The organism is Bdellovibrio sp. HCB-110, assembly GCF_047323225.1.
Classification (GTDB): Bacteria; Bdellovibrionota; Bdellovibrionia; order Bdellovibrionales; family Bdellovibrionaceae; genus Bdellovibrio.
Window position 1 is genome coordinate 861,966 of the sequence record NZ_CP178750.1, and the last position, 19,914, is coordinate 881,879.

Annotated in this window: 17 protein-coding genes; 8 read left to right on the top strand and 9 right to left on the bottom strand. The window is 45.6% G+C overall.

Translation table 11 applies throughout. From position 1 onward, the window contains the following. The first annotated feature begins 39 nt into the window (after positions 1–39). The 6 genes from ACL934_RS04095 (at position 40) to ACL934_RS04120 (ending at position 5,827) form a co-directional block, all read left to right on the top strand. Positions 40–1,269 (top strand): cytochrome P450, encoded by a 1,230-nt coding sequence (locus ACL934_RS04095; protein WP_374077960.1) that lies wholly within the window; start codon positions 40–42, stop codon positions 1,267–1,269. Continuing rightward, positions 1,256–2,134 carry a hypothetical protein gene (locus ACL934_RS04100; RefSeq protein WP_374077961.1) on the top strand — a complete coding sequence of 293 codons (879 nt, stop codon included), beginning with the start codon at positions 1,256–1,258 and terminating at the stop codon, positions 2,132–2,134. The genes ACL934_RS04095 and ACL934_RS04100 overlap by 14 nt, the downstream gene beginning before the upstream one ends. Further along, a complete protein-coding gene (locus ACL934_RS04105; protein WP_374077964.1) occupies positions 2,131–3,387 on the top strand; it encodes an FAD-dependent monooxygenase in 1,257 nt (418 codons plus the stop codon). The genes ACL934_RS04100 and ACL934_RS04105 overlap by 4 nt, the downstream gene beginning before the upstream one ends. Next, a complete protein-coding gene (locus tag ACL934_RS04110; RefSeq protein WP_374077967.1) occupies positions 3,384–4,106 on the top strand; it encodes a glutathione S-transferase family protein in 723 nt (240 codons plus the stop codon). The genes ACL934_RS04105 and ACL934_RS04110 overlap by 4 nt, the downstream gene beginning before the upstream one ends. After that, positions 4,103–5,212: an aromatic ring-hydroxylating oxygenase subunit alpha gene (locus ACL934_RS04115; RefSeq protein ID WP_374077970.1), complete on the top strand. Its 1,110-nt coding sequence runs from the start codon at positions 4,103–4,105 to the stop codon at positions 5,210–5,212. The genes ACL934_RS04110 and ACL934_RS04115 overlap by 4 nt, the downstream gene beginning before the upstream one ends. A 117-nt stretch (positions 5,213–5,329) precedes the next feature. Then, a complete protein-coding gene (locus ACL934_RS04120; RefSeq protein ID WP_374077973.1) occupies positions 5,330–5,827 on the top strand; it encodes a hypothetical protein in 498 nt (165 codons plus the stop codon). A gap of 39 nt (positions 5,828–5,866) precedes the next feature. Here ACL934_RS04120 and ACL934_RS04125 read toward each other — a convergent pair whose 3' ends face one another. Further along, positions 5,867–7,171: an imelysin family protein gene (locus tag ACL934_RS04125; protein ID WP_413613161.1), complete on the bottom strand. Its 1,305-nt coding sequence runs from the start codon at positions 7,169–7,171 to the stop codon at positions 5,867–5,869. 98 nt (positions 7,172–7,269) lie between these two features. Here ACL934_RS04125 and ACL934_RS04130 point away from each other — a divergent pair, with 98 nt between their 5' ends. Then, complete coding sequence (locus ACL934_RS04130; protein WP_374077977.1) at positions 7,270–8,280, top strand: sterol desaturase family protein; 1,011 nt, start codon at positions 7,270–7,272, stop codon at positions 8,278–8,280. Here the strand turns inward: ACL934_RS04130 and ACL934_RS04135 are convergent. Beyond that, the gene (locus ACL934_RS04135) at positions 8,277–10,484 is read right to left on the bottom strand and encodes a TonB-dependent receptor family protein (RefSeq protein WP_413613162.1); all 2,208 of its coding nucleotides are present in this window, start codon (positions 10,482–10,484) and stop codon (positions 8,277–8,279) included. The genes ACL934_RS04130 and ACL934_RS04135 overlap by 4 nt on opposite strands. Before the next feature lie 2 nt (positions 10,485–10,486). Next, complete coding sequence (locus ACL934_RS04140) at positions 10,487–11,476, bottom strand: extracellular solute-binding protein (protein ID WP_374077982.1); 990 nt, start codon at positions 11,474–11,476, stop codon at positions 10,487–10,489. A 257-nt stretch (positions 11,477–11,733) separates the two neighbouring features. Here ACL934_RS04140 and ACL934_RS04145 point away from each other — a divergent pair, with 257 nt between their 5' ends. Then, positions 11,734–13,413 (top strand): thioredoxin family protein, encoded by a 1,680-nt coding sequence (locus tag ACL934_RS04145; RefSeq protein WP_374077984.1) that lies wholly within the window; start codon positions 11,734–11,736, stop codon positions 13,411–13,413. Here the strand turns inward: ACL934_RS04145 and ACL934_RS04150 are convergent. From ACL934_RS04150 to lipA, 6 genes are all read right to left on the bottom strand, one after another. After that, positions 13,410–14,228: a gamma-glutamyl-gamma-aminobutyrate hydrolase family protein gene (locus ACL934_RS04150; RefSeq protein ID WP_374077986.1), complete on the bottom strand. Its 819-nt coding sequence runs from the start codon at positions 14,226–14,228 to the stop codon at positions 13,410–13,412. The genes ACL934_RS04145 and ACL934_RS04150 overlap by 4 nt on opposite strands. A 37-nt stretch (positions 14,229–14,265) precedes the next feature. Then, the gene (locus tag ACL934_RS04155; protein WP_374077989.1) at positions 14,266–15,150 is read right to left on the bottom strand and encodes a DUF72 domain-containing protein; all 885 of its coding nucleotides are present in this window, start codon (positions 15,148–15,150) and stop codon (positions 14,266–14,268) included. 84 nt (positions 15,151–15,234) lie between these two features. Next, positions 15,235–15,654 carry a DUF3011 domain-containing protein gene (locus ACL934_RS04160; RefSeq protein WP_374077991.1) on the bottom strand — a complete coding sequence of 140 codons (420 nt, stop codon included), beginning with the start codon at positions 15,652–15,654 and terminating at the stop codon, positions 15,235–15,237. Positions 15,655–15,832: 178 nt separating this feature from the next. Beyond that, a complete protein-coding gene (lpdA, locus tag ACL934_RS04165; RefSeq protein ID WP_374077994.1) occupies positions 15,833–17,260 on the bottom strand; it encodes a dihydrolipoyl dehydrogenase in 1,428 nt (475 codons plus the stop codon). Continuing rightward, complete coding sequence (locus ACL934_RS04170) at positions 17,260–18,918, bottom strand: 2-oxo acid dehydrogenase subunit E2 (RefSeq protein ID WP_413613163.1); 1,659 nt, start codon at positions 18,916–18,918, stop codon at positions 17,260–17,262. Before ACL934_RS04170 ends, lpdA begins: the two co-directional genes overlap by 1 nt. A gap of 30 nt (positions 18,919–18,948) precedes the next feature. Then, positions 18,949–19,878 carry a lipoyl synthase gene (lipA, locus tag ACL934_RS04175; protein WP_374077999.1) on the bottom strand — a complete coding sequence of 310 codons (930 nt, stop codon included), beginning with the start codon at positions 19,876–19,878 and terminating at the stop codon, positions 18,949–18,951. Positions 19,879–19,914 lie beyond the last annotated feature (36 nt).

Genomic DNA, 19,914 nt, shown 5'->3' on the forward strand with positions numbered 1-19,914 from the left:
ATCCTTAGCGCAGGTAAAGGCGCTTTAAAAGGAGAGGCCATGAACATGCTAAGCCCCGTTTCGAATTTGACTGACTTTATGTCAGAGCCCTTGGAGTTTATGAGGAATCTGGCTCAAAAGGATCACGGTCGACCTCAATGTCTCTATATAGGACCTAAAAGATTCGTTTTCACTTTTGATCCGGAGAGTGCGCAAGAAATTTTGATTAAGCGCGCCGACATCTATGTTCAAAATCGAACTGTCTTTGATCGCATTCAGCCTGTGACGGGAAAAAAGGGACTGGTGCAGCTCTCAGGACAAGAATCTCGCGAGGGGCGCATGAAATCCCGTTCCATGTTCAGTACGTCGGGATTGGAAAGCGTCCGGGCCATCATTGAAAACTATTGCGAAGAATTTCTTGGCAGAGTCAAAAATCAAGCTTCCATAGATGTGACCGAAGAGATGACCTCTTTGATTTTGCAAACAGCGCTGACGATTTTTTTGGGAATTCGCTCTCCTGAACTCGCGCAAAGGATCGGAGAGAAGTTTTTGCGTCTCAATTATCTTTGTGGTTTGCGCATGCGCTCTTTGGCGCCAGCTCCGCTGTATGTTCCGACGTTTAAAAATCGCGAAATTCGCACCTTGCAAAGCGAGATTAGAGCTTTGATTGAAAGGCATCTTCGGGTAGACGCGGCGGTGCCGGCAGCCTATGCCGGAGATGAAAACCTTATTGATCACTGCATGACATTTTTATTTGCAGGACATGAGACGACTGCGTCTTCTCTGGCCTTTACTTTATTATTGCTCGCTCAAAATCCACGGTATCAGGATTCCGTCGCACGCGGAGATGAGTCGATGACTTTAGCCATTTACAAGGAGAGTCTGCGTCTGTTTCCGCCGGCGTATATGCTCGCCCGGCAAGCCAACGACAATGATGAGCTTATGGGGATGCGAGTAAAAAAGGGGGATCAGGTGATTGTCGGTATCGCGGAGATGCATCGAAACTCCTTGTACTTTGATAATCCCGACGCGTTTATTCCTGAACGGTTTCTAGAAAAAGCAAAACATCCTTTTGCATTCATTCCTTTTGGGGCGGGTGCTAAATCTTGTGTCGGAGAACGCTTAGCCTACTTTGAAGCTTCTATAGTTTTGAAAATGATTTGCGAGAAATACGTTCTGACGTGTCCACGCGAAGATATTCAATCCGAACCTTTGATTACTTTGCATCCTCTTTCAAACCAGAAAATTCAGATTCGCTTAAAAGACGGAGGCTTCAGTGGCACTCCTTAAGACAGAGATTCAAAATTTCGACGAAGAACTTGAGATTTTGGTCAAAACCTACCGAACTTTTTCGGCGATACGTCCTGAAGTTTTGTTCCGAGATTTTTTACCAACGGGTTACCGTTTTACGTTATTGAATACGGTGGATCAGAAACTTCAAGACAGTGCCGTTTTCGCCAAGGTTCATTTGGGAATGCTTGTGACTCTTTATGATGACTTGGCTGACAACCCTCAGTATCGAAACCCCCGTTTACTCAAAGAGCTTTATAAACTGAACGTGAATCAAGATGTCAAAGTCCCTCCGGATTTAAACGCGGAAGAGGCAAAGACATTTGAACTTGCGCGCTTTCTTTTTTCGCAGCTGACGGCGCTCTTAAGAAAGTTTTCTAACTACTCTCGGCTTTTGCCCATTCTGCAATTTGATATTGAACAGGTTTACATTAGTAATAGGTATTCGGAGCTGATGACTGAGTTGCCTTTTATGCGGAATCTGACGGAGTCCCGCATGCTCGGCGCCTACAATATGGCGATGCTCGCGGCGGGCACGATAGATCTTATGGCAAGTTCGTATTTAGTCGTGGAAGAACTCGGAGCTTGCAGAGAGGTGTTGTTGAATGGGCAGCGGGTGGGACGAATCAGCAATCTGCTATTCACGTTAAAACGAGAAATCGCGGAAGGTGATTTTACTAATGAAATTCTGATTTCTCAGGGTGGTGTTGATGCTGAAACGTACAAACTGACATTGCTTGACGAACTTAACGAAAAACTGTCTCACATCCAAAAAATAAATCTAAAAACTTTTTCAACGGGGCTGTATGCGAAGGGTTTGATGGCGCTGCATGGCCTTCATGAAAATCTGGAGGGGCGCATATGAACTGTCAAAAGGCCTTGGTCATTGGCGGAGGCATTGCCGGGTTGATGGCGGCGCATGTTCTATCTGAACATTTTCAGTCTGTGATCGTTCTTGAAAAAGATGCTTCTGTGGGAGTGGATTTTCCGCGAGGCGGTGTCCCCCAAGGAGCGCATTTGCATGTGTTGCTAAAGCGGGGACAAAAAATTTTAAAAGACCTTATGCCGGAAATTCACGATGACTTTCGTGCTTGTCCTTCTATTGATTGGGCGGAGGACACAGTTTGGGAGAATCGTTTAGGAGAGTTTCCTCGTTATCCATCTCCGGTACGCACAAGATCCATGAGTCGTCCTCTGCTGGAAAGTCGCATCTATTCACATGTGAAGCAGAATCCGCGCATTTCTTTTGAGAGGGAGGAAGTTGCAGAGATTCATATCGACAAGAAACAAGTCGGTTTTGTCCGTTGTCGAAGTCAAAGAATCCTTTATGCAGATCTGGTGATCCTTGCCGGAGGACAGTACTTTCCTATGAAAAGAATTTTTTCCCAGTTTCCTATTGAAAAAGTCACCGAGGCTCTGCCCATTGGAATTACATACCGTTCGATGATGTTTTCTGAAAAGTCTCTCAGCTTTGCCGGATTTCGACAGTACTATTATCAGTTTTCTCCTCCCCATGATTCCCTGGGTGCCGTGATTTCTCCGGTGGAGGGGGGGCGTTGTGTGGCGACGATCATTGAACAGGGGGCTCGACAAGAGGCAACTCCTGATTTTCAAGGATTTCTGTCACTGGCCGCCAAAGTCCCGGGAGGAAAGTTTCTTCGCATCATAGAGAAGGGAACTCCTCTTAGTGGGATGAGCTTCTTTCAAAAACCACAAATGCATATGCGCCGTTTTCACCGAATCAAAAACTTTCCCGAAAATCTTTTGGTCTTGGGGGATGCTTTTTGCTCATTGAATCCCGTTTTTGGACAAGGCATGACTGTGGCTCTAGAGCAGGTTCGGCTCCTAAAGGAGATATTAGGAGAAAGGAAAATAAAAAGTTCATCTTTTCACGACTCTTCGGTTCAAAGAGTCCGACTGCCATTTTTACTTTCAAAACTGGGCTCCGATCCCCGTGATGGAGTTGCCAAGAGATATCTGAATCAATTTACGAAACGTTGCCAGCGATCACCAAAATTGCACCGCCGTTTTCTTAAGGTTCTGCATTTAGAAGGCAGCTACGGGGATCTTTTTGATTTTTATTCTTTAATGGCGGCTCTTTTTAGGAGATCTCTATGATTTATTTGCATCAGTATCCCGCAATTTGGGGACTTCCTAGTCTCAGTCCATTTTGTATAAAAGTGGAAATGTATCTTAGGAAAAATAAAATTCCCTATCGGGTCGTGATTGAGAAGAATCCAGCCCGAGGTCCTAAAGGAAAAATGCCCTTTATTCGCGATGGCGAGCATGTCATTCCGGATTCCACTTTTATTTTGCAGCACCTGGCGGAAAAACGCGGACTTCAAAGTTCTGCGGGGGCCTTGCAAGAAGCACAGGGCATTGCCATTCAAAGAATGGTGGAGGAGCATCTTTATTTCATTTTGCTTTATAGCCGATGGATTGATCCAAAGGGCTGGAGCATACTAAAAACCGAATTCGCGCCGCTTTTTCCGCCGCTTATTGGCGTTCCTTTTTTAATTTTTTTGCGCAGTCGTTTGCGATCTCAAGCCTATCAACAAGGTCTTGGCAGACATACGCAAGAGGAAGTGTACCGTCTTGGCAGCCAAGAGATGAAAGCTCTTTCGGATCTTTTAGGAGATAAAACTTATTTTTTAGGTACGCAGTTTTCAGAGGTCGACGCCACCGTTTATGCTTTTTTGATTACAATCTTAAAGCAGCCCATTGAAAGCCATCTTAAAAAAACTTTGCTCACCCATCCTAATCTTGTGGCTTACTGTCTGCGTGAAGAGGCAGAGTGCTTTCCCGATTACGTCAATAGAGAAAAGGTGACGCCGTGAGAACATTCGGACAAATTCTCTCCGATACTCTTTCGCACATGGAAAACGGAAGTTTGGAGGTAGGTCCTCAAGCCTCTTCTCTTTCCGTCAAAGAATATTTGGATGCAGACCGATATCAGAGCGAGATTCAGGAGGTCCTTAAGAAGCATCCGATGCCTCTGGTGAATTCCGACAGACTCAAAATGAAAGAGACCTTTTATGCAGGCGAGATCTGCGGGGTGCCTGTCATCGCGGTCAGAGATGAGCAAGGCAAGGCGCGCGTGTTCTTAAATGCCTGTCGCCATCGCGGAGCACCTTTGAATATTAAGAATGACGGAGGACAAAGATTTGTCTGTCCCTTTCATGGGTGGTCGTATTCATTAGAGGGAGAAATTTTAGATATTCCCGTGAGCGATCAATGTTTCACTCATCTTTCTTCAAAAGCCTTTCGTTTGAAAGAGATCAAATCGTATGAATGTGCAGGCCTGGTGTGGATTCTTTTAGATCCGGAAGGGGAAGTCGCGAATCTGGAAGCTCCTTTTGAGCAGCTTCATCACGACCAAGAAGAGCTAGGATTTCTTCCTGCACATCCGGTGAAAGAAATTTCATTTACAGTGAACTTCAATTGGAAAATTGGCGTTGAAGCCTTCCTGGAGGTCTATCATTTTACCCACGCCCATGCTCCGTATCTTGCGCAGTTGCAGTTTCCAAATCTAAGTCTCGCGGACCAAAAAGGAAAGAACGCAAGGATCGTCGTGCCTTTGCGAAAACCCACAAATCAAGAACCTCCTTTAAAATGGGCGCAGGTGATGTACTACATTTTCCCTTCCAGTTTTTTGCTTTTTTATGATGATCACGCGGCGTTGATTTCTCTTCTGCCAGCGGAGCTAGGAAAAACACAGTTTCGCTATGTTCCTTTAGTGCCTACGTTGGACGGGGCGAATGATGCAAAGATTCGGCAGAAGGTAGAGTTTTTAGAAGTGATTATTGGCCAAGATATTGAAATTTTAGAAGGTGTGCAAAAAGGACTTACAAGTCAGGCCAATAGACAGTTTACGTTCACGCGACTTGAAAGTCTGCTATCGCAATTTCACAGGGATCTTAAGGACTGCTATTCTGTTCCTTAGCAGAATGCGCATTCGCAACGAAGCGAATGTTTTTCGTTGGGTCGGGTTGACTGAAAAAGCCTCAGCCCGAATCATCATCTCACTAACAAAAAAACAACCCAACACAAGGAGGAAAGTATGAAACTAGGTAATCTTTTTGCAATGAGCGTGGTGACTTTGGCGTCAACAGTTTCGTTGGCATATCCTATGGTCGGAGATAAAGCGGAGTGGGAAGGCACTTATACAAAAGACCCGGATGCCGCACAAACTCTTGTAGTAAAAAAAGAAGTCACGGAACACGATGACACTGATAAAGAGTGGATGGTGAAGGTCGACAAGATCGTTAACGGTGTAACTACGACAATGATGGAAGACATCGATGATGATAAAATGTACTCCACGGCAAAATGGAACGAAGTCATGACAAACTGTGTGGCTAAAAAAGGCACGCTTGAAGATGTGACGGTTCCAGCAGGAACCTTCAAAACATGTCACATGAAGAAAACATGCGACACTCATACTTGGGAAGTTTGGTGGGGAGATGTTCCATTTGGTGTCGTAAAAGGAAATTGGCATGACATGGACAAAGGCGAACATCATGCTGTCGAACTAAAAACGTTTACACTAGGTCAGTAAAAGAAAAAGGGGCTCAGATCACTGAGCCCCTTTTGTTATTTAGTCATTATCACCCTGATGAGTCGGCGGAGCTCTCAGAGCCAGAGCGGCTAACACTTCCGTTTTAAGCAAGAAGGCCACATCGCGAACGTCCGCATGAACCGCGCAGATTTCTTCTTTGCGATCAGTCATGGTTGAAGATTTACAAAGGGCAGGGTCCATCGCTTCGATTTGTTCCAACAAAGAACCTTTGTCTTGAACGGCTTGCAAAGATGCCAAAGCTTTATCAAGAGCTGCAACTACTTTTGCTGCGACATCAGAACGTCCGGATTGTGCCAAGAGATCATCAAAACCAAATCCAGGTTGAGCCGAGTAGCTGCCAGTAAAGACTGCTTTAAAACCTTTAAGCTGTGCTTCAACTGCTGCTAAAGACAAACCTGAATAGATATGCTCTACATCACGAGGGCATTTGTCTTCAGTGCAATCTTTATGACGGGCCAAAGGACGACCTAGTTTCAAATCTTTGATTTTCTCGATGTTCGCAAGAGCATCAGTCACTGCATTGATAGATTCCTTCAGGTTCGGATAGCGAGAACCGTCAATAAGAACTTTGGTGAAGTTGCCACCTTGCAAAGACCAGTTGTTATGGAGAGTTTGAGCTTTTGTCTCAACATCTTTCACCAATTCTTGCGCCCAAAGACAACGGTCCAATTTCTTTTGTTGTTCTTCACGGGCATTCCACTCCGCCATCGCCGGGTTTGCGCGTAGGTTGCATGTGCTCTTCAAAGATTTTTCAAAAAGAAGATATTCCAAAGCACCCAGACCGCGCACGTTGAAAATCAAAGCGTCGCCGTTCACGGGATTTTTTGAATTTTCGAAAACTTTTTTATCAATGTCACATGTGTTCAGGTAAGGCCAAGAGTACAAGTAGTCGTTCAAGAAACGACCGTTGTCCATCAAAGGACCAAAGGGTGCGGCTTGCACTTCGTGGAATGCCAACATCGCGCGTTCCCAGTCCAATTGCGCTTGAGTTTCTTCACGGCGAGCCGAAGAACCTGTTGCCAAAGTTTCGCAATACTGACGAAGAGAGTTTCTTAGGACAGGCACTTGGGTGCTGAAGTTTTCAACTGCACGACCGATCACGTTCGTACCGATATTGATCAACATTTTTTGTTCAGAGAATGCACCTTCATTCGGTTTTTGGAAATCTCCAGGCAAAGATCCGCCACCTTGTTGAGGTGTGTTTCCGCCGCCACCGGTGTTACGAGGGGTGTTTTCATTTTGGAAGAAATCCGAACAAGAAGCCGTGAGTAGGCAAGTTGCTAAGGCAAGAGACACCTTCATAATCAGGTTTTTAGCGTGCATAAGTCCTCACTTTCCGAGGCCTCTTTGTGCCTGAAAAGGCCCCACTATGACAAGTTTTCATGACAGGCCCTGTATAATTGAAAACTCAATGAGGATTCTTGAGAAACGAGTGTGAAAATCCTCCCTGTGTGCTAACAAAAGGCATGCTGGAAAAGCCCGAAAATTGGTCTCGTTTGCAAAAATTACTCTTTCAATTCGATGAGCCCACATCGCGGCTTTATCACGTCAATATTCTTTCCAGCTTGCTCTTGGTTATTGTGGTTTTATGGATCGTGGGTCGCCAGCAAAAAATGCCCTTAAAAACTCTCCTGCGCCGTTGGGTTTTGCGCAAAAAGTACTGGTGGAATCACTCTACAAAACAGGATTATTTGATCTATTTCCTGAATGCTTTATTTAAGAGTTTTCTTTTTGTTCCGTTATTTGAAGGAAGCTTTCATATCTCCCAGGCTGTGATCCGTTTTTTGGTGAAATTTAATGGCGGCGACTTGCTGGATATTCCCGTCACCAATGTTTGGCTTCTCGGTTTTACTTTCGCGGTGTTTGTTTGGGACGATTTCCTCCGTTTTTTCCATCACTGGTTGATGCATAAAATTCCTGCACTTTGGGAGTTTCATAAACTCCATCACAGTGCGCGGGTTCTGACTCCAGTGACGTTGTACCGGGCTCATCCTGTCGAATCTATTCTGGCAATTCTGCGCAACAGTGTGAGCTTGGGCGTTGCCATTGGCGTCTTTATTTTTCTTTTTGGTTCAAGTTTCTCGCTATGGACCCTTTTGGGAATCAATGGCTTTGGATTTATTTTTAACTTGGTAGGGGCCAACCTTCGCCACAGTCATATCCCGCTGGGATTTGGGCCTTTTGAAAGATTTCTGATCAGTCCGATTCAACACCAAGTGCATCACTCCAAAGATGTCGCTCACTACGATAAAAACTTTGGTGTGAGTCTGGCGATTTGGGACGGACTTTTTGGGTCTTTGATTTTTTCTAAAGATGTGCAGAAATTGAAGTTCGGTCTCAGTGAACGATTCCGAACTTCTTTGTGGGAGCACTACAAGGCTCCCTTTGTGACTTTGGGAAAAAAGCTTATTTCCAGAGTGAAAAGATCTTAGAAGTAGTGTTTCAGGCCTACTAAAACGCTGCGAGCCTTTCCAGGACGGGCACCGTAAGGTTTCATCGACACCAAGTACTCTCGATCCAAGATGTTGTCCAAACGCGCGTACACAGAGCCTGCTTTGTCATACTGGTATTTCAAACTCCAGTCGACGATTCCGTAAGCGGCGATTTCTTGTCTGTTGGTAGAAACAGATTCGTTGTACATCTTCCCAGTCCAAGACAAGACAACTTCTTGGGTGAACTTTTGATATTGAGCACCGACACTAAGGCTGTATTGAGTCTCAGGGACGTAAGGCAAAGGATCTCCTGATTGGATAGATCCATTTCCCCAAACCTCATTGTTCGAGTCAAAATCGTTTTTAAACTCTGCTTTAGTGAATGTCGCATTCACGCCCACAGGAATATAAACGGCTTTGTACTGGAAGCCCTTTTGCACACGAGTCTCAAAACCCGTGATTAAGGCTTTACCACCATCAAAAGTTTGATCTAGATCCCCTGTCGTGCATCCTGAAGAGAACGAGCACGTGTCTTTGATGTTTTGATAATCATTCCAGAAACCAATTCCTTCGATGAACAGCTCGTGATCAGCATTAGAAAAACGCACGCCGGCTTCGTAGTTGATGCTTTCTTCCGCTTTGCTGCTTTGAGTTTGTCCTGGACCCACGATGGAGTAACCACGGTTTACGCCGACAAAAGCAGACCAGTTGTCTGTGAACTGTTGAAAGACTCCAAGACCGGGAACAAAGAAGTTCTCGGAGCCGTCTGTTGTCGTATTCGTCAAATCATTTTGAGCAGAGTAGTTGACGGTTTCAAAGCGTCCTGTTGTCGTCAGCTTAAATCCAGGAATGGCATCGACCAACATTTCATCACTCGCTGTTAAAGCTAAAGATTGAGTCGTGTCGCGATTCAAATCTTTTTGCACAGCCGTCTCACCCGTGCCCACCATGTGACCGTCCGTCATAGAGTAATAGCGTTTCGTGTGATTACGACGGATCTGATCGTCATGAAGGCGAAGTCCAAGACTCACTTGGTGAGTCCATGTTCCTGCGGTATGAGCAGAGAAAGAGCCGAATTGAATACCTTGGCTATAAAAGTTTCTATCGTTATTCAGAACCGCGAGATCCGTGGCATTACTTCCAGAAGACGCAGAGTCCTCTTTGCCAGTGATGATGTCATGGTAAAGCTGGTCTTGAGGGCCTGTAGGATTGAGTAATACGGAATTCACTTTGATGCTGCCATCGCGGAAGCCATCAAAGCGTCTCCAGTCGCGATGGAATTTATTGTGATACACAGTTGCCCACACGCCCCAGTTTTCTTGAACTTGGGTTTTGTAGGTCAATTGGTATTGCTCATGCTGCCAATCCATCAAATCTTTTTCAGAAGCATTGTAGCGACGGAAAGGAGTGGAGTCGAAATCATCTAAAGAAAGACCCAAATATGTTTCGTCGGAAAGCTCCGTGGCATAGCCGACTTTGACTTGGATCGAATGACGTTTTTCACCGTCGAGGTTGTATTCGCCTTTAAGCAAGAAATCATTTTTAGAGAATCCCGTTTTCTCGCCGGAATCCAATTTCTTAAATCCATCGGTTTGCATGTGTGTTCCTTCGAACATCACGCCACCACGGTCAAAGACGCGAGCGATGTTGCCGCGATATTTTTGCGTATTAAAAGTACCCGCCGCTAATTCCAATTCATTTTGATTCTCTTTGGGAATACTGCGAGTGATGTAGTTGATCGCGCCACCAATGGAATTAGGTCCATAGGGAACGGAAGCCACACCTTTAAATACTTCAAGCGATTCAATCTTACTCATGAACGGAGTGTAGTAGGCCGCCGGCGCCGAGTAAGGAGCCGGTCCAATAAGGATACCGTCTTCAAGAATCACGATTTTTTTACTGCGATCAGGATGCGTTCCGCGAAGTCCAATATTGGGTCTTAAACCAAAGCCGTCTTCTTCACGGATATAAACGCCGGGAACCTGTTTGAGAACGCGATTGACGTCTGTCTGTTGTTGCAGTTCGAGCTTTTCCTTACTGATAAAGTGCGCTGAACTAGGCTGAGTCAGTTCTTCTTCAGAGCTGCCAATAACCTTCACAGGACCCAGCTCAGACATTTTTGCTGAGACCTCAGAAACGTCTTCGGCCTGAGTGTTCAGGCCGAAGAGGGAAACTACAATAAGAGTTCTAAAAAACTTATTCATGATTATTTATAATCAAGTTCCTTGATGATGCGAACAGCTGCTGGAACTTGTTCGCCGATCACAGACCAGTTCGTTGCGTCAGCTTTAAAAGTGCCCCAGTCTTTGATCAAAGTGTTTGGAGTCACGCCAACTGCTGCTGGGTATTCCAAGTGGCTAGAAGACAAGTGCAATTGAGCTGGTTCTTGCAACATCAAAGCGATGAATTCTTGAGCCAAAGCCGCTTTTTGAGAGTACTTCACTACGCCGATACCAGAACCGTTCACGTGAGCGCCCGTTGTGTCTTGGTTCGCGAAAAGAGGTTTGATTGGGAAGTTCGGGTTTTGTTGAACCATGCCAGCCAAGTAGTAAGTGTTAGCGATACCGATATCGCAGATACCGTTAGCCATCGCCGTCATCATCGCTGTGTCGTTCGGGTAAACATCAACAGCCAAGTTCTCAAGGATACCAGACATGATGTTTTTCGCTTGAGCTTCACCTTTGTGGTGAACAAGGCTTGCGATCAAAGCAACGTTGTAAGTGCCTTTAGAAGTTCTCATGCAAACACGGCCAGCCCATTTAGCGTCAGCCAAGTCTTCATAGTTAGCAACTTCAGAAGGATTTACGCGAGTAGAATCATAAACCAAAGTACGAGCTCTGTAAGTGACAGCAACCCAGTGGTCATTAAGATCTTTCATTGCAGGAGCAACGCGCGCTTTAACAGCCGCATTCGTCAAAGGTTGCAAAAGACCTTTGTTTGTCAGATCAGACAAGAAAACCAAATCTTTTGTGAAGATAAGATCCGCAGGTGTTGCAGCACCTTCAGATTCGATTTGTGCTACGATGTCAGCGTAAGGTTTTTCAACGACAACAACTTCAACGCCTTTGTCAGCTTTGAATTGGTCAACGATGGGTTGAAGACGCGCAGTAGGGCGGTCTGTGTAGATAGTCAAAGTTTCCGCTTGAGCGGCAACGGCAGATACAGTCAGAAGAAGAGCTGCTACTAGCAATTTCATCTAAAACTCCTTTAATTGGTGAGTCGCTGAGATACCTAAAGCCAGGCACTTGCACAACCTTTCCGTGTTTTAGACTCCTAAATGAAAAACCAATGAAGATGAAAATGAATTGAGAATGAAGGGGAGAGGGGAGCGCTCTGTAAAGAGACCCATAAGTACGCAGAATTGAAAGGGAAAAAGGGCCTTTTTAAATGCTTTTTTTGTTGAGTTGCAAGGCCCTCTTGATAGAGTCCTTTTTCAGTATATTGGAGGCTCTTATGAAATATCTCATGATCACGGCACTTTCACTGATTTCTGCACTGGCTTGGGCTCGTCTTTCTGACGGAAAAGTCACACTCGCTGTAGAAAATTCCAAGTTGGTGGGCCATGTAGCTTCGGGATTTCATTTCAATAAGGACGCTCCTGCCAACATTCTTATCGGTAATCAGGAAAGTGCTCCTCTTAAAAAAGAAGAAAAAGAAATGCTCTTTGATTTGAGCAAAGCCGAAGGGAAGTCTTTGCAGGTGAGTTTTTATGTCTGCGATGACAAGAAAACGGTTTGTGAGGAGCACAAATACGATTACACATTGAAAGCTGGTAAACTGCAAAATGGTGTTGCTCCTGTCGTAAAAAAAGAAACGACATCGCAAATCAAAACTGCTTCTTCAGAAAAAGTTCACATCAACTCTCACGGTTTTATCGAGAACAACCTGGAAGCTGCTCTTAAAAAAGCAGAAAAAGAAGGAAAGCTCGTTCTTGTCGACTACGGAGCTCCTTGGTGCCCAGCCTGCGTTCGTCTGGAAACGGAGGTTTTTGGAACAAAAGCATTTAAAGGTGCTACGAAGAAACTTGTGAAATTGGCGTTGAACTCCGATATGGCCATCAACAAAGAATTTGGTGATAAATATAAAATCAAAGCATTGCCGACACTTCTAATTATTAACAGCAAAGGCGAAGAGCTGTATCGCAGCTTGGATTTCAAACCGACAGCGGTTCTTTCTAAAGAACTCACAACGGCTTTGAAGAAAACCTCAACACTGGCGGAGACAGAGAAAAAAGCCGATGCTGGCGATCGCACGGCTCAAGGAAAAATGGCCGAGTACTGCTTTAATAAATTGGATTTTGAAGCGGCCGTGAAGTGGTACGAAAAACTTCAGGACAAATCACCTTTCTTTGCCTACGCGGAAATCAGCTTGTGGGCCGAGAAAAATGAAGCTGATAAAAAGAACCGTGATGGTTATATCCAGGTTCTCAAAAAATGGATTGCTCAAGATCCAAACTCTTTCACAGCAGTGTCTGCTCGTAATGACTGGGCTTCTTTGTATACTGACGATAAAAAAGGTCTTCCAGAAGAAGTGAAGACGGAGCTCAACAAAAACATAGAACTTTTGCCGGCTCTGGCGAATTCCCAAGAAAAAGCCCATCAGTTTTTTGTCGATTGGAAAGTGTCTGATCTCAGACCTTTTGAGAAGGAAGAAATTCTTTCCACGTGGCTTTCTTCAGCGAAAGAGTTGAAAAAAGACGACATGGCAAAGCAGGTTATCACGCAGCTTCAAGATCTTTTGAAAAAGAAAGATTTCAGCGTCAAGCGTCCCGGCGAAATCATGACGGCGCAAACTTATTTGCGAAAAGCCGAGATGAAGGCGGAAGAAGAAGCTTGGCTGGTGAAATTGGTCGAAGCTTACCCAGACACTTATGTTTATCACATGCGTTTGGCGCGTTTCTATTCTCGTAATAAAGAATACGCAAAGGCTCTTCCTGAAGCGCAAAAAGCCGTTGAATTGGGTGAAGACTGGCGCTTGCAGAACTTGCAACTTTTGGCGCAAACTCAAAAAGAGTTGAACCAGAAAGAAGAAGCGAAAAAGACGATCGAGCGCGCATTGGCTTTGCCACAAGCCAAACTTGAAAAATACAAAGCGTTGGCGCAGTCCTTGGAAGAACTGAAAAAGAATCTCTAAGAGGGATTTAAGATCGGTTGAACTTCTTGCGGAACCTCTTTGCTTTTGCAAGCTTCCAGAAAGCTGCGCACGAGGGGTTCTGAAGATAAAAAGTGTTCTTCAAAGTCTTTATGAAATTCAGGATGCCACTGAACACCGACGAAAAAACTATTTTCAGTGGCACTAAAGGCTTCAATCAAACCATCTGATGACGTGGCTTCAACACGCAAACCTTCTCCCAATTTTTTAATCCCTTGATGGTGAATCGACACGATCTCTCCGCCACGGGTGTACATTTTTGCAAGGCGACCACCGGGTTCAATTTCGACACTGTGAGTGAGTCTGTCATACAGATCCGCGCGGAAGTGCGCCACTTTATCGGGACGTTGTGAAGGGAGATCTTGAAAAAGAGTTCCGCCTTTAAACACATTCATCAACTGAAACCCACGGCAAATTCCCAGAACAGGTTTTTGGCGTTTGGCGAAAGCTTTAAGAAGTTTAATTTCATAGCGATCACGAACAGGGTCAGTGCGCTGGTTTTCCATGGCGGGAATCGGTTCTTCCCCGTACAGCGACGGACAAATATCCACGCCCCCTTGCAAAACCAAACCATCGAGCACATCGGCGTATTGGTTTACATCGAGATCTTCTTTATTCAGAATCGACGAAGTTTCCAAGGAAGGAATCATGAAGACCAGAGCGCCATGCTTGGCAATCAAGTGCGCCAAGTTTTGTTCGAGATATTGAATGGTTTTTCCTCTGGCTTCGAAACCTTCCGGAGCTTCGTGCAAAATTCGCGGTGAAAGGCCGATCAGAAGGGGTTTTGCTGTTTCCACGATAAAATTCTGATCCCGTTTTCAGGTGAAGTCAAATTCAGGAATTTGTTTTAGGTCTCTTGATTTTGAGTTTTTCCATGAGTGTTTGTGCATCTTCAGGTGCGCGCACTTTGATGTCATTGTCGAAATAAACAAACACGTCCCTTTGTTTTTTGGGAACTGTCAGATCAACGACATTTAATGAATCGGAAGGAACTTTTCCTTGAGACCAGGTTTTAATTCGGTCGGCCCACCAGTTTAAAGTCTCTTCATCGTAACCGCTCTTGTAGATTTCTTCATCGCCATGCAAACGCAAATACACGAAATCCGTGGTGACGTCCTCCATGTAGGGCCATTTGCCGGCGGTGTCGGCAAAGACCAAAGCGACGTTGTATTTGCGAAGAAGTTCAATGAAGTACGGATTTTCAAAACTATGATGCCGGACTTCAAGACAGTGTCGCAGGGGTCTGGGAGATTTGCGAATCTCTTGAGGATAATCAGGTTGAAAACGTTCGGAAGTATCGGCGAGCTTCACTCCCTCACTGAAAGTGTGAGGCAGAAGTTTAAAGAAATTTTCCAGGCGTTCTTCGTCATAGACAAAGTTCGGAGGAAGCTGCCAAAGAAAAGCGCCGAGTTTGTGATCTAAGTATAAAACACCCGAGGCCAAAAAATTGGCCAAAGGCATTTTAATATCGCGAAGGCGGCGAATGTGCGTGATGTACTGGGGACCTTTGACAGAGAAAACAAAGTCGTCCGGCGTTTCCGCGAACCAGCGCTGATAGGATTCTGGTTTTTGATAATTATAAAACGACCCATTGATTTCAATGGAAGTGACTTTTCTGCTCGCATAGAAAAGTTCTTTTTTCTGGGGCAAATCTCCCGGATAAAAGACTTTTCTCCACGGCGGATAAACCCAACCCGAAATACCAATTCTCAGTTCCATTCATCAAACTTACCTGAAAATAAAAAACCCGCATCGAGATGCGGGTTTCTTTGTAAGAATGCAGAAATTAAATGTGCAAACGAACTAGTAGTAACGAACAACTTCAAACGTCGCGCTGCAACCGCGATCAACCCAAAGACGGTTGTTGTAAACGCCAGCTGTATGTCCCCAGATGCAAGCATCATAGGAATGCTGCGACCAAATACGGATTTCAACAACTCTGTAGTTATTGAAAAAGCATTCGTTGTAGCGATAGTTGTAAGACGTGCATGTCACATGTTCGTAAATGTACTGTGGTGGAGGTGGATATCCAGGGTTTGGACGTGGACGAGGTGGATATGGATCTGGATATGGTTCCGGACGTGGATCAGGACGAACAGGTCCCGGAGGACGTCCCGGTCTTACATAAGAAGTGTCTGCGTTATCCAAGTTGTCATTGATGTCAGCATGCGCCAATGGTGCCAAACCGCACACAATCAGCAAAGCAATGAACAAGTTTTTCATTTTTCCCCCAAGAAAAGGTGTCATTGTGGCCTTTTTTTCTATTTTTACCCATTATTATGCATAAATAATGCCGCAAAAATCGGTGTCATGAAGAAACTTGTTAAGGCAGGAGCCCGAAAAAAAAAGTTCAGAGGAAATCTCCTCTGAACTTTCTTCGAACTCATTTTTACTTGAGAAACTATTTATGCAAAGGCTTTTGGATAATGTGGATCGCGTGACCCAAAGTTGCTTCCGCACATTCCATCATTGTTTCGCCCAATGTTGGGTGAGGATGGATTGAAAGCGCAAGATCTTCAATGCGTGCACCCATTTCGATGGCAAGCACAGCTTCAGAGATCAAGTTAGAAGCTTCTGGTCCTACGATGTGAACGCCTAAAAGAACGTGTGTCTTCTTGTCAGCGATCATTTTCACAAAACCATCTGTTTCCATCATGCTCACGGCACGGCCGTTAGCTGCAAATGGGAATTTGCCAATCAATAGATCGTTGAAGCCTTTCGCTTTTGCTTCAGCTTCAGTCATGCCGGCAGAGGCAATTTCTGGATCTGTGAACACAACAGCCGGAACTGTTTTCGCGTCGTAAACGCGGTTTTGGCCTGCGATCACTTCCGCGACAAGCACACCTTCGTGAGAAGCTTTATGCGCAAGCATTGGTTGGCCACAGATATCACCGATAGCAAAGATATTAGAAACATTTGTTCTGCGTTGAGCGTCTACTTTTACGAAGCCGCGCTCGTCAACAGCGATACCCGCTGCTTTCAAGTTCGCTTGGTCTCCGTTAGGACGACGACCCACTGTCACCAAGATCTTATCGCATTTAACGACTTCGTCTTTACCGTTGATTTCAACAGTGACTTCGTAACCGTCTTTAACTTTTTTCTGACCTTTTGCTTTTGCGCCGTACATGATATTCACGCCAGCTTTGTTCAATTTACGAACAACGATCTGCGCGCAGTCTGGATCAACCACACCTGCAAGCAATGCAGATTGAGCTTCGATCACAGTCACTTCCGTGCCGAGTTTTCTTAGGTAAGAAGAGATTTCAAGCCCAATGTAACCGCCACCGATAACAGCGATGCGTTTTGGAATTGTATCAAATGCCAAAGCGCCCGTTGAAGAGCAGATGTCTTTTTCGTCGAATTTAAATCCAGGGATTTCAATCGGACGAGAGCCTGTTGCCACGATAAAGTATTTTGCTTGAACGGAGTCTGTTCCCGCAGAAGATTTTACTGTGATCTCTTTAGAGTTTTTGAATTCCGCTTCGCCTTTAAGAACAGTAACGCCATAACCTTTAAGAAGTTGGCTCACACCGCCTGACATTTTGTCAGAAACGGATTGTTTCCACTTCACAAGTTGTTTCATATCAACGTCGATACCGCCTTTGATATTCAAACCCATATCTTTGAAGTTATGTTGAGCTTTGTGAAGAAGGTGAGTTGCCGTGATCATCGCTTTAGATGGGATACATCCCACGTTCAAGCACACGCCACCCAAGAATTCTCTTTCAACGACAGCTGTTTTAAATCCAAGTTGAGCGGAGCGGATGGCAGCGACATAACCGCCAGGACCCGCACCAATTACTACTACGTCAAAATTTTGCGCTGCCATTAAATCAACTCCACTAACATTTTACCTGGGTTTTCAATACGAGCGATGAAGGCCGCCAAGAAACGAGCTGCAACCGCGCCGTCGATCAAACGGTGGTCCGCTGTCATTGTGTAGTTCATCACTTTGATCGCTTTCAACTGGCCATCTTTGATAACCGGTTTTTCGTCGATTTTGTACATACCAAGAATCGCCACTTCAGGATGGTTGATCACTGGAGTCGCGTACGTGCCACCGATAGAACCGATGTTCGTTACAGTGATAGTTGCACCTTTCATTTCGTCTGGTTTCAACTTGCCGTCACGAGCGCGTTTTGAAAGATCCAAGATCTCTTTGGAAATTTCCAAGATGGATTTTTGGTCTGCATTCTTGATCACAGGAACAACGAGTCCGTTTGGAGTGTCCGCTGCGAAACCAAGATTGAAGTATTTTTTGTAAACGATTTCACCGGCCGCATCATCGATAGAAGCGTTGAACATTGGGAATTCGCGAATAGTCGCGATCAAGGCCTTCATCACGATTGGAAGATAAGTGATCTTCGTTCCGTGTTTCTCTGCATGATCTTTCAAAGATTCACGCATTGCCACCATCGCATCCACTTTCGCTTCATCCATGATCGTGAAGTGAGGAATCACGTGTTTAGAACGTTGCATGTTTTCAGCAATCTTCTTACGGATACCGACAAGAGCTACGCGCTCTTCAGCCGCACCTGCAGGGCCTTGGTAAGAAGGTTTTGGAATGCCGGCGGGAGCCGGGGAGAGCGGAGGCCTTGCCGAAGCTGAACCAGCGCCGCCACCTTTAGCAGACAAGACATCTTCACGAGTCACACGTCCCGCAAGACCAGAGCCACCCAATGAATTGATATCAACACCCATTTCACGCGCCAAACGACGAGTCGCTGGAGTTGCCAAAACTTTTGAATCAGCAACTGGTGGGAATATCTCGCCGGGCGCAGGATGTGCAGCAGCGACAGCTGCGGAACTGGACTGAATCGGAGCATGAGCCGCTGCAAAGTTCGCATGAGCAGAAGCAGGAACTTCACGTTGAGCACCTGCTGGAGCTTGAGGAGCTGGAGCTGCTGCGCCCGCGCCGCCTTCAAGTGTAATCATAGTCGAACCAACTTTTACAACGTCACCAGATTTGAATTTCAAATCTTTCACAACGCCAGCTACTGGAGTTGGAACTTCAACAGTCGCTTTATCCGTCAAAACTTCTGCAATCGCTTGATCTGCTTTTACAGAATCACCTGGTTTTACCAACCATTTTACCAATTCACCTTCAGTAACACCTTCTCCCAATTCCGGAAGTTTGATGTCTTGCACTTTTCCGCCGCCCGCCGCAGGAGCTGCCGCTTGCGGAGCAGCAGATGCCGTTGGAGCAGCCGGCTTAGAAGCTGCAGCCGCCGGAGCAGAAGCTGTTGCGCCTGCGCCATCCAAAGTGATCATCGTTGCTCCGACTTTCACAACATCGCCAGATTTAAATTTCAAATCTTTAACCACACCAGCTACTGGAGATGGAACCTCAACAGTTGCTTTGTCAGTCAATACTTCAGCGATAGGTTGATCTGCTTTTACAGAGTCACCTGGTTTTACCAACCATTTTACCAATTCACCTTCAGTCACACCTTCGCCAAGTTCGGGCAGTTTTACGTCAGTTGCCATGTTGAGAAAGTCCTTTCTGCATTTAGATATCTAAAAAACGTTATTCAATTCTTTATTCAATTCCGCGGCTCGCTGTTTCTCGATGATTCCTTTCATGAAGAATTCACCGGCACGATAAGAGCTGCGCACCAACGGACCTGAAGCTACGTACAAGTAACCCATACCCTCGGCCACCTTTTGCCACTCTTGGAATTTTTCCGGAGTGACGTAATCCACTACTTTGAGATGTCTTGGTGTTGGTTGCAAGTATTGACCAAAGGTCACCACATCGCAGCCAACTCCACGAAGATCCTTCAGTGTCTGAAGAATTTCTTCGTCGATTTCTCCAAGCCCCAACATGATTGAAGATTTTGTGTAACGAGTCGCATCGCGCTCTTTCACCATCTCCAAAACACGCAAGCTTTGACGGTATCCCGCTCGCGGGTCGCGCACCTTCGGTGTTAAGCGCTCCACAGTTTCTACGTTGTGCGCATACACATCCGGTTTTGCGTCCGTCAATTGGTTCACAAGATTTTGATCGCCGCGGAAGTCGCCCGCCAAAATTTCTACGATCAAATTCGGCGCGAGTTTTTTCAACGTCGTCACCGTACGGCTGAAGTGCTCTGCGCCCTGATCCGGCAAATCGTCTCTGTCGACTGTCGTAATCACGACGTACTCAAGACTCATTTGCGAAACAGAGTAGGCGACCTTCTCGGGCTCAAAAGGATCTAACTTTCCTTTTGGATTTCCTGTTTTCACGTTGCAGAAACGGCAACCGCGAGTGCAAACCTCGCCCATGATCATGATCGTTGCTGTTCCGCCGGACCAACATTCGCCAATGTTCGGGCAGCGCGCTTCCTGACAAACTGTCGCCAGTTTCAAATCACCCATCATCTCCTTGATACGCGTATAATTTTCTCCCGCAGGAGCGCGCACCTTCAGCCACGAAGGCTTTGGAGTTATTGGCTTTTTGACCGTCATAGAACCGTCCTTTATGAACACTCCCTTCTAGTCCTC